The sequence below is a fragment of the Zhongshania marina genome, assembly GCF_002915595.1.
GTDB lineage: Bacteria > Pseudomonadota > Gammaproteobacteria > Pseudomonadales > Spongiibacteraceae > Spongiibacter > Spongiibacter marinus_B.
In genome coordinates this window covers 48,994-64,289 of the sequence record NZ_PQGG01000012.1, presented here as the reverse complement: position 1 = coordinate 64,289, position 15,296 = coordinate 48,994, and the positions used below count along the sequence as shown (strand labels likewise).

Genomic DNA, 15,296 nt, shown 5'->3' with positions numbered 1-15,296 from the left:
GCGTCCGACTTCAGGCTTGCCCCTCAGCATTGCTTTATTAACCCCAAGCCGTTAGATTGTCGCGGTTTTTTAACGCTAAGCGTAAATTTATTAAATTTTAGGAGTAATGTTGTGGAAATCGCCTGTCTTGACTTGGAAGGGGTGTTGATCCCAGAAATTTGGATCGATTTTGCCGAGCGCACCGGTATTGAAGCCCTTAAGGCGACCACCCGTGATATTCCTGACTACGACGTTCTTATGCAGCAGCGCCTGCGTTTACTGCACGAAAATGGATTGGGGCTGCCGGATATTCAAGAAGTGATTGCCGATATGTCGCCAATGGAGGGGGCGCGAGAGTTTCTGGATTGGCTGCGTGAGCGTTTTCAGGTCATTATTTTGTCAGATACATTCTACGAATTTGCCGCACCGCTGATGAAGCAGCTTGGTTGGCCGACATTGCTCTGCCATAAATTAGAAACTGATAGCCTTGGCAAAGTTGTTGACTACCGCATCCGCCAAGTAAACCCAAAGCGTCAGTCGGTATTGGCGCTTAAAACCCTTTACTACCGTATTATCGCCGCTGGTGATTCCTATAACGACACCACCATGTTGGCTGAGGCTGATGCGGGTATTTTATTTAAGGCGCCAGATAATGTGATTCGCGAGTTTCCGCAATTCCCTGCGGTGCATGACTACGAAGCATTGAAATTAGAGTTTATTAAGGCTTCAAATCGTAATCTAAGCCTGTAAGTTCACGCTATAAATCGGCAAGCGCCTGCAGGAGCTTGCCGATTTTTGTTTCCGTTTCGACAAATTCCTCATCGACATCTGAATCGGCCACAATGCCGCCTCCCGCCCACCCGGTAATTGTATTATCTGCACACACAAAGCTGCGGATGGTGATATTGCTGTCCATTTTTCCGCCAGCACCTAAATAGAAAATGCTTCCGCAATACACGCCGCGCTGATGTGGTTCGATTTCTCGAATGATTTCCATTGCACGATGTTTGGGGGCGCCGGTGATAGATCCTCCAGGAAAACAGTTCAACAAAGCATTAAAGGGAGAGCAATCTGGTCGTAATTGGCCAGACACGGTGCTCACTAAATGGTGTACGGTGCGAAAGCTCTGCAATTCGCAAAGTTGTTCCGTTTTAACAGAGGCGGCCACGCAGCTTTTGCTGAAGTCATTGCGTAGCAGATCGACAATCATCACGTTCTCTGCGCGATTCTTAGTGCTTTGTTGCAGTGCCTTGGCCAAAGCCAGATCTTTGTCTGGGTCAGGATCGCGGGCTGCGGTGCCTTTAATGGGTTGAGTTTGCAGGGCGGCGTTATTGGCTGACAGCAAGCGCTCGGGAGAGAAACTCAAAATTTGGCTTTCACCTAGGTCAATGTAGGCCGAGTAGGGCGCCGCTGCCGCTTCCCTTAGTCCTCGGTATGCCTGCCAAGAATCGCCCTCATAGGGCGCGCTGAAGGCACGGGTAAGGTTGATCTGGTAGCAATCACCGGCGCGGATGTAGTCTTGAATACGCTTGAAGGCCTGTTGATATTTGGTCGCATTTAATGAGCTATTAAATTCGCCGTTAAGTTTGAATGGCAGCAGCTCAGTCGGCGTTTCAAGCTCATTCAAAATCAACCGTTCTATTTCCGCCAAGCTTTGCTCGCTAAGGCTGGCTTGTGCTACCAATTCACAGCGCTGGCGTTCATGGTCTACCACAATGACCCAAGGATAAATACCAATGTGGGCCTCAGGTGGATAGGCGGTCGTGCTGGTTGTTGCTGGTTCGCGTTTACCGAGGCTGAGTTCGCCAAAATTGTAGCTCAAATAGCCAATAGCCCCCCCACAGAAAGGAAGGTCATCGGCGTGAAGGTAGGTGTCGCTAACAGTCTTTAAAAGCTTTTCACTATTAAACAAGAATGTATCAATGTTTTCATAATTATTTGATTTAAATGAAATTATCTTTTCCGGCTGAGCGCAAATAATATCGAAACGACCGTAGTCGCTAAATGGTGCGGCACTGTCTAGAAAAACCGGAAAAGGGAGGTGTTTAAGCTTTGCAAATAGGGCACAGCTGTCGCAGGTGTAGGGTAACAATATGCGACGAAGGCTAGCCATGGGATGTTGCTCGGTGGTCGGTCAAACGCTACTGGTAGATGGCGATTTTACGTGCTATGAGGCTGAAAAATCTAGTGTTTTATCTAATTGAGCAAAGTCTCAGGACGGCCGTTTGGATTGACAGAGAGGCCCTTTGCCAGTAATGTTAGCCGCCGCTTTGAGAAACACCAAGCCGTCATCGCACCACACAGAACGGTTATTCTCATTCATCCGCAGTTCAATATGTCAGCTGGCGTAATGCCCCTTTGATAAACAAGCAGTGATAGGGATCGAAGAATCTCACTCTAGCCCACACATCAAAGTGTCAATGCTTGCGGTATGAGCGCGGGTTACCTATAAATGAAATGCAGCTGGAACTGACAGGCATGACAAAAATAGCTACGACGATACCCTCACTGGAAAACCCCTTCGAGACGAAAGCAGAGCTCGAGTTCACCGTCCCTGGTCAAATCGATTACGATCCTGGTTTATACGAAGCAGCGCTTCAAGCTGGTTATGATCTTCAACAACGTCCTAAGAAAATGGCCGGTGTTAAAGGCATTCAAAAGCAGCATGAAAAGAAGCGTATGACCATTTGGGAAAGGATTGATGTACTGGCTGATGCCGGCACTGAAGCTAAAATCCTTTACCAAAACTGGGGTAAGAATTTAGATGGCGCGTCTTTGGTGACCGCTATCGTTAAAGTAAATGGCCGCGATGTGGCCATGTATGGCCACGACTTCACCGTTCGCGCCGGCTCTATGGACGCAACCAACGGTAGCAAGTTGGCTAATCTGTTTAAACTTGCAGGCAAGCTTGGTATTCCGCTTGTTGGCATGAATGACTCTGCCGGTGCATACATTCCCGCCGGTGTGGGTGGTTTGGACGGCTACGCAGAAGCCTTTACCGCACTGCGTCATATCAACGGCGTTGTACCGTCAATTATGTGCATGTTTGGCTACAATGCGGGCGGTGGTTCTTATTTGCCGCGTCAAGGCTCATTCGTTATTCAACCCAATGAAACCTTTTTTGGTTTGACTGGCCCCGGCGTTGTTAAATCGGTGCTTGGTGAAGACGTCACTGCCGATGAGCTAGGTGGTCCTAGTGTCCACTCTAAATCGGGTGTGACTGACTTTGTTGTGCCTGACGAAGTGGCGGCATTGCGCAAAGTAAAAGAACTGCTGAACTATTTGCCGAACAACAGCGCTGAAGCGCCTGCCTTTCAGCCCACCTCTGACCCAATCAGCCGTAAAACTTGGGATATTGACCTGTTATTGAAGAAAGCCTTTAACAGCCCCACTGGTTTTAACACCCCATTTGATATCAGCATTATCATTCAGCAGATGTGTGATCACGGCGATTTCTTTGAAATTCAGCCTGAGCGCGCTCGTAACACTGTCTGCGCGCTGGGTCGTATGGGCGGTAACGTCGTCGGTTTTGTGGCCAATAACTCGGCGGTTGCCTCTGGTCAGATCGATATTGATGCGGCGTATAAAAACGCGCGCTTCATCCGCTTCTGTAATGTGTACAACATCCCAGTGATCTTTATGGAAGACACCACGGGCTTCCTGCCTGGCAAAGAGCAGGAGGCGGGCGGTATCGTTCAAGCTGGTCGCGCTATGCTAGATGCGATCATTGATCTTCGCACTCCGCGTTTCCTGATGATTGTTCGCAACGCTTTTGGTGGCGCCTACGCGGCATTCAACAACTACCCAACGGGTGCAGATTTTGTCTGTGCGCTGCCAACAACCCGTTTGGCGGTTATGGGGCCAGCGGGTGTTGAATATGTTTATAAAGACGAGGTGCGCAAAATACGGACCTCTGTGAAACCAAAAATTGCGGAACTCACCGCGCAAAATGTGAAGGCTGGAATGCCTGAGTCAGAAGCTGCCGCAGCTGCAAAAGACGCTGTAGCGGCGTGGCAGAAGCAGGAAGAATTGCTACTGACCCAACGCTATGAGCGTGAGCTGATGAATCCGAATGAAGCACTAAGCCTGGGATCAATATCCCAGATCGTCATGCCCTCTGACCTGCGCAAGGTATTGGGTGAACAACTGGAACTGCACCTCAAGGCTTATAAGCCTGAGCCTATGAGTGGCACGCAGCGGGAATTCCATTAATTCTCGCGGTGTAGGTATATGTTCCGTAATTCATTGACTCAAGACGATTCGCTAACGAGGTTATTCGACGTGCAAGCAAGTAACAATTACTACCTAAACAATCCGATGGTGCACAAGGACCGTCAGCTCGCTAAATCAAACACAGCATGGACTAGAAGTTTCGCCTGTAATGATTTGAAACCATTGATAATTTGCCGTGGCCCAATTCGTAAAGAAGCGATGGATGTCTTCGACGAAATGGGCATAAACCACTACGGTATTTTGCTCTCAGAAAAAGACTCCATTACTTATACCAATGCTTTGGCACCTGAGCTGCGCACCCTGACTGATCCAAACCGCGTTCACCGCGTGCCGGATTACACAGGTGCCACCAAGGAAGAGCGTATTCGCCGTATTCAGCAGATCATCCGCATTGCCTACGATAATGGCTACAACGCTATTTTCGCCGGCTATGGTTTTATGTCGGAAGACGCCGAAATGGTGGAATCAATGGAAAAAGCTGGGCTGAATTTTATTGGGCCTTGCTCTTTCACTCAAAAATCCGCCGGTATGAAAGATCAGGCAAAACGCACCGCCTTGGAAACTGGCGTATCGGTTACGCCCGGTGTGAACAACGCAACCAGCTTGGCGCTATTCGCCAAATACGGCGTTGACGGCCTAGAGAAGTGCGCGAAAGACAATAACCTAGATGTCGATTTTGCTGCATGTAAAGATGCAGAAGAAAAAGCACTCGCTTTGCTGGCTGCATCTTACGCTGCCGGTATCGATATTATTACTGCTGCGGATATTGGTCTTGCCTTACAAGTTGAAGCCAAGCGTATGTTGGCAGAAAAGCCAAACAACCGTTTCCGCCTTAAAGCCATTGCCGGTGGCGGTGGTAAAGGCCAGCGTATTCTTCAGTCTGCCAATTCGTATGAAGGTGCGACGATTGAAGAAAAAGTAGAAAAAGCGGCTGCCAAGGTCCCATCACTGGTACAAGAATGTTTGATCGAACTTAAAACCAATGGTGTGGGCGACAACAAAAACGTTCTTATCGAAATGAATATCGACACCACCCGTCACCAAGAAATTCAGGTGGTGGGTAATGGCGAATGGTGTATGACGATGGGTGGTCGCGACTGTTCATTGCAAATGCACGAGCAAAAGCTGTTAGAGGTGTCTGTTACAGAAGAAGAGTTGGAAGCGGCTATTGCAGTTGCGGAAGCGGCGGGTAGCAAAGACGAAGCGGAGCAACTCAAGAAAGATCTCGTGATATTGCAGCGCATGGAACACGAGGGCGCGGTTTTTGGTGAAGCGGTGAAATTGGACTCGGTCGGCACCTTTGAGTGTATCGTCGACGGTGAGTCTCATTACTTCATGGAAATGAATACCCGTATCCAGGTAGAGCACCGAGTTACCGAGCTTTGCTACAAGCTCAAGTTCACCAACCCAGACGACTCGGGTGATTACTTCATCGCAGAAAGCTTGGTTGAAGTGATGGTGTTATTGGCGCGTCACGGTAAAAGATTACCTAAGCCAACGCGTATTTTGCGGGAAAAAACCTCGGTTGAAGCGCGTATGAACGCGACCAACCAAGCGCTGCAGCCCCATGCTGGCGGCGTAATTGAAAACTGGTCAAATGCGATTCCTGGTGAAATCCGTGATGACCAAGGTATTTCTACCCATAACCCAGATACCGACGTATTCATGAAATACCACCTTGCCGGTGCGTATGACTCGAATATTGCCTTATTGCTGACGACTGGTGAAACCCGTCTGGCAAGCTACCAGCGTCTGGCAGAGATTCTGCGCCGCACTGAACTGCGTGGTAAGGATTTAGCGACAAACCTAGAATTCCACTACGGTTTGGTTCACTGGTTTATTGGCAACGGCATAAACGCACGTCCTTCAACCCGTTTTATCGTGCCTTATTTGACGGCGGTAGGCTTGTTGAAAGAGCAGGCCAACCAAATCGACCTAGACGTTGCCTATGCAGAAATTCGCCAGCGCTATGTCAGTCAAGCCGGTCACAACGCAGCGGCTTGGGCAGAAGCACTCGACGCCAAAAAGCTGCTGATGACCCGTCCGCTGGAGCGCTTGTTCGCTGAGCCGCACTATATGGCTGGCTGGCTGAGCATGAATAAAAACAGCCTGCAGATTGAAAACGGCAAAATCAAATGGGCCGTTAACCCTATTGAACTGCTAGACAAGCTGTATCACTACCTCAATATGGATTTTGAAACGGGTAAACCTGCCCGTTACATGATCTGGGATCACGATCACGAGATATTGAGCTCGGCTGTTAGTTTCTATAAAGCGCTAAATGAAAAAGTCGATGCGGCGGATTTCCCTGCGCTTGAGGCGCTTCTTGCGTCTGACAAAGCACCTAAAGGCTTTAGCGCGGAGCAATGGGCTGCGGTGCGCAGCGCCCACGCCGGTTACTTTGCAGGTACGGAAGTCTTGTCAGTGCTGGCGTATATAGCTGACAAAACTGGCTTCTGTGAATTGAGTGTTAACGCTGATTTAAGTATTAATATTCCAGATCGTCTTACTGATGAAGCGCTGCAAAAGCGTATGGCCAAAGTTTTGGTACCGCCACCAGCAGCGAAATCAGACGAAGTCTTGGCAGCAAGTGGTGGTATGTTCTACCCCCGTGAAGCGCCAGGTATGGACGTATTTGTGAACGCCGGCGACCATTTCGAAGCGGGCGACACCCTTTACATTGTTGAAGTTATGAAGATGTTCAACAAAGTAGTGGCGCCGTTCTCCGGTACTATCGACAAGGTTTTGGTTGAGGGTGATGGTGTGATCATTAAGAAAGGTCAGCCATTGTTCAAGATCATCCCTGACGAAAAAATTGTTGTGGAAACCCCTGAGGAAATTGCTGAGGCTCGCCGCGCTAAGACTATCGAGTTTTTGGCGACCCTTAAGTAAATGTTATAGGCCGGCTGTGCGCAGCCGGCCGTTTATTTAACCATTAGGAGTATTCACATGATTACTGGTCTTGATCATATTGCGGTCGCAGTTCCCGATTTAGAAAAAGCTATCAAGCGGTTTTTAGAAGATTTTGGTTTGACTTACGAAGGCACTGAAGAGGTTGAAACAGCCAAAACCTCGACGGCGTTCTTTCCACTGAAATCCACCAGCATCGAGCTGGTTAGTCCATTGCGTGGCGAAGGCCCCATTGCCAAATACCTAGAGAAAAAGCCAGGTGGCTTGCACCATTTGTGCTTTAGCACTGATGATATTATTGCCGATGTCGCTCGCTTAAAAGCACTGGGCTATCAATTTCTTAGCGATGCGCCATCGCTGGGTGCACATAATTGCCAGGTTATCTTTATTCATCCTAAATCCTGCGATGGCGTACTCATTGAGTTGAGCCAACCAGGAGATGATCACCACTAAATGTCGAGCGATGCCGCGTATCCGGTGGTGATACACATAAGCGGCACGATCACGTTTTACTAGGGGAGGTCCGCCTCGGCATCTTCCCTAAACACTGACCCTCACGAAAACAGACAGGTACATGTATGGCTGATTACAAAGCTCCCGAGACTTCCGTAGACGAGTGGAAAGCAATGGCGAATAAAACCCTCGCCAAAGGCAACCAAACGCTTGAGGATTTAGTTTGGCACACCCCAGAAGGTATAGATGTAAAGCCTTTGTACACCAAAGAAGATACTCAGGATCTGCCATACACCAATACCTTACCTGGTGTTGAGCCATTTATTCGCGGCCCACAGCCGACAATGTACGCTGGCCGTCCGTGGACAATTCGTCAGTACGCTGGCTTTTCTACCGCTGAAGAATCTAACGCCTTTTACCGTAAAGCATTAGCTGCTGGTGGGCAGGGCGTTTCAGTAGCATTCGACTTGGCAACTCACCGTGGTTATGACTCTGATCATCCGCGAGTCACCGGTGATGTGGGTAAAGCCGGTGTGGCCATCGACTCAGTTGAAGACATGAAGGTGTTATTCAACGAAATCCCGCTGGATAAAGTCTCAGTTTCCATGACCATGAACGGCGCTGTATTGCCAGTTTTGGCGGGTTATATCGTTGCCGCTGAAGAGCAGGGCGTAGGTCAAGATCAGTTGTCCGGTACAATTCAGAACGACATTCTGAAAGAATTCATGGTGCGTAATACCTATATTTACCCACCACTGCCTTCAATGAAAATTATCGGCGACATCATCGCATACGCGTCTGACAATATGCCGAAATTCAATACCATTTCTATTTCTGGCTACCATATTCAGGAAGCGGGCGCCGACGCCGCGCTTGAGCTGGCTTACACTCTAGCAGACGGTAAAGAATATATTCGCACGGCAATTGCCGCCGGTTTAGACATCGACAAATTTGCTGGTCGTCTGTCTTTCTTCTGGGGCATTGGCATGAATTTCTATATGGAAATTGCCAAGATGCGCGCCGCACGTTTGCTGTGGTCGAAAATTGTTAGCGAGTTCGAACCAAAAAACTCGCGCTCTAAAATGCTGCGTACCCACAGCCAAACCTCGGGCTGGTCATTGACCGAACAAGACCCCTACAACAATATTGTTCGTACCACTATCGAGGCGATGGCGGCGGTATTTGGTGGCACCCAGTCACTGCATACCAACGCTTTAGACGAGGCAATTGCACTGCCAACCCAGTTCTCCTCACGTATTGCGCGTAATACCCAGCTCATCATTCAAGAAGAAACCGGCATCACCAAGGTTGTCGATCCTTGGGGCGGTTCTTACATGATGGAATCACTGACAAAAGATATCGCTGACCGCGCATGGGAACTCATCCAAGAAGTGGAAGAGAAGGGCGGTATGGCTAAGGCGATTGAAACTGGTCTGCCTAAGCTGCGTATCGAAGAATCTGCTGCTCGCAAACAAGCCCGTATTGACCGTGGCGAAGACGTTATCGTCGGTGTAAACAAATACACCTTAGCGGAAGAAGACGACGTTGAAGTTCTAGATATCGACAACAATGCAGTGCGTGAATCCCAGGTTGCGGCATTGGCAAAAATTCGTGCCGAGCGCGACGAAGCTGCCGTTGAAGATGCGCTGGAAGCAATTTATCAGTGCGCATTAACCGGTGAAGGTAATCTGTTAGACCTCGCGGTTAAAGCAACTCGTCTGCGCGCAACGGTTGGGGAGATATCCTTCGCTATGGAACGTGAATTTGGTCGCTTTAATGCCCAAGCGCAAACCGTGTCTGGTGTATACGGCAGCGCTTACCAAGACGATGAAAATTGGCAGGGAATCACCAAAGACATCGAAGACTTCAGCGAGAAACACGGCCGTCGTCCACGTATGCTAGTGTGCAAAATGGGGCAAGACGGTCACGATCGCGGCGCTAAAGTTATCGCCACCGCCTTTGCTGACGTAGGTTTTGATATTGACCTGTCGCCAATGTTCTCAACACCAGAAGAAGTGGCCAAGCAAGCAGTAGAAAACGACGTACACGTTGTTGGTGTATCGTCACAGGCAGCGGGTCATAAAACACTGATTCCTGAGCTTATCGCCGAACTCAAAAAAGTCGGTGCCGACGACATCATCGTTATCGCTGGCGGTGTTATTCCACGCCAAGACTACGACTTCCTATACCAAGCCGGAGTGAAAGGCATCTTTGGCCCAGGCACTAAAATTCCACTAGCCGCGCGCGGCGTGTTGGATGCGGTGAATGAGGCGTATAAGGGCTAAGTGGTGAGTCTGGTGTCAGAGATCGGAAGTCGGACGTGCGGCTCTTACCTCTGACGTCAGACATCTGACCTCTAGCGTTTTCATTATGGCTATAGACATTCAAGCACTCCAAGCCGGTAACTCCCGTGCTCTGGCCAAGGCGATTACCTTGGTTGAGAGCAAGCGGGTTGAGCACCGTAGCGAAGCGCAATTATTGCTGGAGCAACTTCTTCCCCATACGGGAAATAGTATCCGCATTGGCATTACCGGTATTCCCGGTGTCGGTAAATCCACCTTTATTGAAGCTTTTGGCCTGTATTTATTAAGCCAAGGTAAGCGCGTTGCAGTATTGGCGGTTGATCCTAGTTCGCCAATTGCCGGCGGTTCTATTTTGGGCGACAAAACCCGCATGGAATTGTTGTCCCGCAGTAAAGACGCGTTTATTCGCCCGTCGCCCTCTGAAGGTTCTTTGGGTGGTGTGGCGCAAAAAACCCGTGAAACCATGTTGCTCTGTGAAGCCGCTGGTTACGACGTGATTTTGGTGGAAACCGTAGGTGTAGGGCAGTCCGAATATGAAGTCGCCAGTATGGTCGATTTCTTTATGGTACTGATGCTGCCCAATGCCGGCGATGAATTGCAGGGTATTAAAAAAGGCATTATCGAACTTGCCGACGCCTTAGTAATAAATAAGGCCGACGGAGAGAGTATTAATCTTGCCCAGCAAACCCGTCGTCACTACGAGAATGCCTTACATTTATTGCGGCAAAACAGCTTTTGGACGCCTCAGGTAATGAGTTGTTCGGCGCTGAAGAATGAAAATATCGAAGCAATTTGGGGCATGATTAGCGGCTTTAAAATTGATGCCACTAAGAACGGTTCACTGCAGGAAAAGCGTTCGCGCCAGGCTCGTGAGTGGATGAATAAATTGCTGCATGAAATGCTCGACATGAAGCTAAAGCAAAACCCCGAAGTAAAAGTGTTACTCCCTGAGTTAAACCAGAAAGTTACGATGGGTGAAACCACACCTTATTTGGCGGCTACGCGGCTGATTAATCTCCTTTTTAAACCGGATGCCTGATCAATGAGCGGAGCGGCGCTAGACGATTTTATAGGGAAATACCTGCCAACGGCGCAGCACATGCAAATCAGTGTTGAGCACTACGACGGCAGTAGCTTGCGATTGCATGCGCCCTTGGCACCCAGCATTAATGATAAATTGACTGCCTTTGGTGGCAGTATTTACGTTGTCGCGGTTATGGCGTGTTGGGGCATGGTGTATATGCGCTGTGTTGACTACGGTCTCGATCCCGACATTGTGGTTGCTGAAGCCTCTATCGAGTATTTAAAGCCCGTCACCGGCGATATTGTGGCCAGCTCTTTAGTTAGCGATGAAAAAAATTGGGAAAACTTTTTCCATCGCTTTGAAGAAAGAGGCAAAGCCAAAATCGACCTCAGCTCGGAAATCATCGTAAACGGCGAGGTGGCAGTTCGTTTTAAAGGCCTATACGCCATTATTGGCGTTAAATAGCGTTCACCGACAGCACTCACATCCTTTCTAGTAAGTTTCCAGATTCACAGCTAATACCTTTGCGTTCTTATTTCTTAGGTATTAGCTGTCCTCGGTTTTCTTAATTAACTAGTTCTTGCTAAAACGTCCATTTGGCACGCAGGCCATATTTACGCGGAGCGGCTAGCGTGCGTCCCGGCCCAAAATCTAAATTTACAGCGCTAGAATAATAGCGTTCATCCGTTAGGTTTTCGCCGTAGAGGGTAATTTGCAAACCATATGGCTCGTAAAAATAGCCAATGCGGGCACCAATTAAATGGTATTTTGGTTGTTCGACGAGGGAGGTGTTTTGCGCACTGAAATAAGAGCCGGTGTTGTAGTAAGTGTCTGCAGCAAACTCTAGATTACCCCAGTCATTGGGTAATGGCAGGTACTGTAAGATGGTCGCTGATGCGGTCCAGTCCGGCGTGTTGACGATATCGTTTCCAGAGAAATCCCGCGCCGGTAAGCCGACGGCGTCTGGGCCGAAGGGTAACCCAGTACCTTCATCAAAGCCGCGTCCTTCAGGGTAATTATGGTACTTGGCATCTAAGTAGGTCGCGCCAGCAATCACCGCCAAGCCTGGGTTAAGATTTGGCATTGGTTGGGCTTGCAGGCTTAGCTCAGCACCTTTTATCACCCCGTCGCCGCCATTATAAAAATTCACTGCGCCGCCAGATGCCAAAGAGGTGATTGCGGTAATGATATTTTCGCGTTCGGTATAGAAAATTGCCCCCTCTAATGAAAGAGTGTTGTCTAACCAGCTGCCCTTAAAACCGAGTTCGTAGGCGGTGTCTTCTTCCTGATCGACAAAACTTGGCGCAACGAGGAAGTTAACCGTGTTATAGGTGGGGCTTAAATAGCCGACAGAATAGGAGGCGTAGATCTGTCCCTGGGTGAAACTCCATTTGAGTGAGGCACGGGGGCTAACTCGCTCCGTCGTTGCCTCGGGCACGTTAAAGTTGATAACCGATATTGCATCTCCCGTTAGCGGATTAATGGCGCTGAGGGAGGAATTTGCGACATTACGGGTTTCTGTGTCGTAGCGCACCCCGAGACTGAAATCAAAAGAATAGGGCAGCAAGGCGGTGCCTTCCGCAAATCCTGATAGCGACTCGGTTTCTAATACGCCGTTGGAGGCGAGGGCGGCATCGACATCTAATAAATCCCCAAGCCCACTAGGTAATTCAATTGGTATTGGCAGGCCATTTTCTAAGGCATTGCTACCAAACCGTAAATAAAGAGGGTCGTAGCCACCGGCGGATTCAAGATAATACATACCCGCTACCCAAACTAGGTAATCGCTCCAGGGTGATTGCTCATTTGATTCAATGCGGGCCTCAAATGTTTTTTGTTCGACAAATTGACGGGGTACTTCTGCTACAAAAAGTGGGGTGCTGGTGTAGTCAAGATCGCCAATGCCGTAGGGAACAATGAGTTCTTGGTCAGACGCTAATGCGATAAAGTCGAAGTAGGGAAGGCTCCAGTTGAGACGAGCTGACACCAAGGTTCGCTCTGATTCAAACCCTGAATCGGTATTGTGGGCTACGTGGTAATCAAATTCGGGGTCTGGGCTACAGGTCGCACAAAGTAAATACGGGTTGCTACCCTCGGAGGTTAAGCCCCCCGAAGACTGGCCTTTTTCCTGTGCGGCACTGAGGGTTATATCGATATTTTCACTTGCCCACCACTTAAGCTTAATGCGCCCAGCGTTTAACTCTTCGTCGTATACTTTTCCGCCTAAATCGTTGGTGTAGATTGGTTCTTGATTGCGCAATGTGCCGGAAAATGTCGCTGCTAGGCCTTCAACAATCGGTATATTTAAAAATAGGCTGGAGGACAGGCCTGAGGCGTCCACGACATCAAAGTGCCCACTATCAATTTTAATTTCACCAAAGAAGCTCTCGTCGTCAGGGTCGGCGGTAATGATTCGAATCGCGCCACCGAGGGCATTGCGACCGAATAGGGTGCCCTGAGGCCCCTTTAGGACTTCTACCCGTTCAATCGCGACGAGAGAATCAATAGAGCCTTGCGCGGCAACTTGGTTTATATCGTCGACGTAAATGGGTACGCTGGGGTCAGCGGAAGGTAAAAAAGCCTCAGAGCCGATGCCGCGTAAAAAGGCGATGTAGTAACCAAAGGTATTAGCAAAAACGAGGCCGGGGGTAATTTTTGTTAATCCCTGTGCGCTTTCCACCCCGGCTGCATCTAATTTCTCAGCAGAGAAAGCCGCAATTGCGATGGGGATGTCTTGAATATTTTCTTCACGCTTTCGGGCGGTGACCACCACCTCCTCTAAAAGTCGGTTATTTTGCGACATAGTTTTTGCTGCATCGTTTCCTGAATTTTCATTCGCCATCACAGGATTAGAAATGGCAGATAATATTGCCAAGGCTAAGCCAGTAGAGAAGGGGAGCACGCGGCGCTGATAATTATCAAGAACGAGCTTCATTGCAATCCTTTGTATAAATCTTATTAAGAGGGAGCTAAGGCAAGAAAAAATTATTATTAGTAGCCGCAAAGGTCGCTTATTTCTTTCTATGCCACTTCGTCGGATACGACGATTTTGGTTCTTGCCCAGCGAATGTAAGGCTCGCTAGCAAGGCGCCGATGTTTTTTTTATTTAAGCCTTAGGCAGCGGCGGAAATTGAGTGTCATAGGTTTCGTTGATTGAGATTCAACAATGGCGGGTGCGAAGCGAAATTGCCTATTTGTCGCGGTAAAGGAATGCTTCCAATTGTTCTTGTTGTTTCATGCCATCGCGATAGCCGAGGTCAATTAATTTGCCACAGTACTCAGGGGTGAACAGCAGGTAACTAGCGATACTGACGCCACCACCGCTATTGCCAGTGCTGCCGGTGCGGCGCAGGAATATGCGTAAAGAGCGGGGCAGCTCGTTGACGTGTTCGTCGGCGATACGGTCTATGTCTTCGCTGGGGCTAATAACGAGGCAGTCTATAGGTAGTAGCTCTTTACCCATCATACTTTGATCTTCTTCGGGTATGAGGCGTACCAATTCATTAATGCGTTCTAAGCGCTCTATATCGGTTTCGATACTATCTATAAAGGCGCTATTCAGTAGGTGACCAATGATTTGCCCAAAGCCTGGAGACTTAATTTCTTGAGGAAGCTTTGGGTATTGCCGTTTGTGACCGTTAGCGGGAATAACTAATACGCGATTTGCACCAAGATGAATGACTGGGCTAATCGGCGTTAATTGGCGCAGTGCGCCGTCGCCATAGTAGTCGCGGCCTAATTTAGCCGGCGGAAATATGGTTGGGATGGCGCTCGACGCCATAAGGTGCTGAAGTTGGATTGGGGTTGCCAATCCTTGCCGACGCCAGCGCTGCCAGCCCGCGTATTGAGGCCCGCCTTGGAAAAAGGTCTCAGACACACCTTGGGTATAGTTCATGGCGGTGAGGCATAGTGCGTCTAAATCACCATTCAAAATATTGCGACCAATATTTTCAAATTTTACGTGTTCATTTAGTAATGCCCGCAGCGGGCTATTGTCTAGCAGAGCAACAGGTTTGCCGTCGGATGAGCCTGAACTAAACAGCGAGACTGCTAATCGCAGAGCATTGCGCATCACTCCAAAAAAATCGGCTCGATATATTTTATCGGTTGTCAGATTGCGCCAAAGCATTTCTAGCTTTTCAACCGTACCGGTAAAATGGTGCGCTCCCGCCGCCATAGAAACCGCGTTTATTCCCCCTGCCGAGGTGCCTGCCAAAATAGGGAAGGGGTTGCCTGGGCGACTCCCGTGTATTTCCGCCAGTGCTTTAAGTACGCCGACCTGATAGGCAGCCCGCGCACCGCCGCCTGGTAGAACCATTGCCGTGTTGGAGCGGTAGCTGTTTTCTGGAGGTATTTGATCGCTATTCACAGTGGTGTCATGTTCCATTGGGCTA

At 49.1% G+C, this 15,296-nt stretch carries 10 protein-coding genes; 7 read left to right on the top strand and 3 right to left on the bottom strand.

The window, feature by feature from the left end:
• Positions 1-111: 111 nt before the first annotated feature.
• The gene (gene thrH, locus C0068_RS05245) at positions 112-729 is read left to right on the top strand and encodes a bifunctional phosphoserine phosphatase/homoserine phosphotransferase ThrH (protein WP_103683438.1); all 618 of its coding nucleotides are present in this window, start codon (positions 112-114) and stop codon (positions 727-729) included.
• Between the two features lie 7 nt (positions 730-736).
• Here the strand turns inward: thrH and pabB are convergent, their stop codons facing one another.
• On the bottom strand, positions 737-2,092 hold the full coding sequence (gene pabB, locus C0068_RS05240; protein ID WP_103683437.1) for an aminodeoxychorismate synthase component I: 1,356 nt from the start codon (positions 2,090-2,092) through the stop codon (positions 737-739).
• A 365-nt stretch (positions 2,093-2,457) separates the two neighbouring features.
• Between pabB and C0068_RS05235 the strand changes: the two genes are divergently transcribed.
• The 6 genes from C0068_RS05235 to C0068_RS05210 all read left to right on the top strand — a co-directional run bounded on the left by C0068_RS05235 (position 2,458) and on the right by C0068_RS05210 (position 11,367).
• Positions 2,458-4,191, top strand: coding sequence for an acyl-CoA carboxylase subunit beta (locus C0068_RS05235; protein ID WP_103683436.1), 1,734 nt, complete (start codon positions 2,458-2,460; stop codon positions 4,189-4,191).
• Positions 4,192-4,260: 69 nt separating this feature from the next.
• Positions 4,261-7,104: a biotin/lipoyl-containing protein gene (locus tag C0068_RS05230; RefSeq protein ID WP_103683559.1), complete on the top strand. Its 2,844-nt coding sequence runs from the start codon at positions 4,261-4,263 to the stop codon at positions 7,102-7,104.
• Positions 7,105-7,161: 57 nt separating this feature from the next.
• Positions 7,162-7,575, top strand: a complete 414-nt coding sequence (gene mce, locus C0068_RS05225) for a methylmalonyl-CoA epimerase (RefSeq protein WP_103683435.1) — start codon at positions 7,162-7,164, stop codon at positions 7,573-7,575.
• Between the two features lie 125 nt (positions 7,576-7,700).
• A complete protein-coding gene (gene scpA, locus C0068_RS05220) occupies positions 7,701-9,860 on the top strand; it encodes a methylmalonyl-CoA mutase (protein WP_103683434.1) in 2,160 nt (719 codons plus the stop codon).
• 85 nt (positions 9,861-9,945) lie between these two features.
• Complete coding sequence (meaB, locus tag C0068_RS05215; RefSeq protein WP_103683433.1) at positions 9,946-10,917, top strand: methylmalonyl Co-A mutase-associated GTPase MeaB; 972 nt, start codon at positions 9,946-9,948, stop codon at positions 10,915-10,917.
• 3 nt (positions 10,918-10,920) lie between these two features.
• Positions 10,921-11,367: a YiiD C-terminal domain-containing protein gene (locus tag C0068_RS05210; RefSeq protein ID WP_103683432.1), complete on the top strand. Its 447-nt coding sequence runs from the start codon at positions 10,921-10,923 to the stop codon at positions 11,365-11,367.
• Positions 11,368-11,485: 118 nt separating this feature from the next.
• On the opposite strand, the gene C0068_RS05205 is transcribed toward C0068_RS05210, so the two are convergent.
• Positions 11,486-13,837 (bottom strand): TonB-dependent receptor, encoded by a 2,352-nt coding sequence (locus C0068_RS05205; RefSeq protein WP_103683431.1) that lies wholly within the window; start codon positions 13,835-13,837, stop codon positions 11,486-11,488.
• Between the two features lie 255 nt (positions 13,838-14,092).
• Entirely contained in the window at positions 14,093-15,289 is a 1,197-nt protein-coding gene (locus tag C0068_RS05200; RefSeq protein ID WP_103683430.1) for a patatin-like phospholipase family protein, read from the bottom strand.
• Positions 15,290-15,296 lie beyond the last annotated feature (7 nt).

Bases quoted from the DNA above. Each gene is read 5' to 3' on its own strand.
- meaB (WP_103683433.1), top strand. From the start codon at position 9,946: ATGGCTATAGACATTCAAGCACTCCAAGCCGGTAACTCCCGTGCTCTG.
- pabB (WP_103683437.1), bottom strand. From the start codon at position 2,092: ATGGCTAGCCTTCGTCGCATATTGTTACCCTACACCTGCGACAGCTGT.
- C0068_RS05200 (WP_103683430.1), bottom strand. From the start codon at position 15,289: ATGGAACATGACACCACTGTGAATAGCGATCAAATACCTCCAGAAAAC.
- C0068_RS05205 (WP_103683431.1), bottom strand. From the start codon at position 13,837: ATGAAGCTCGTTCTTGATAATTATCAGCGCCGCGTGCTCCCCTTCTCT.
- scpA (WP_103683434.1), top strand. From the start codon at position 7,701: ATGGCTGATTACAAAGCTCCCGAGACTTCCGTAGACGAGTGGAAAGCA.
- mce (WP_103683435.1), top strand. From the start codon at position 7,162: ATGATTACTGGTCTTGATCATATTGCGGTCGCAGTTCCCGATTTAGAA.
- C0068_RS05210 (WP_103683432.1), top strand. From the start codon at position 10,921: ATGAGCGGAGCGGCGCTAGACGATTTTATAGGGAAATACCTGCCAACG.
- C0068_RS05235 (WP_103683436.1), top strand. From the start codon at position 2,458: ATGACAAAAATAGCTACGACGATACCCTCACTGGAAAACCCCTTCGAG.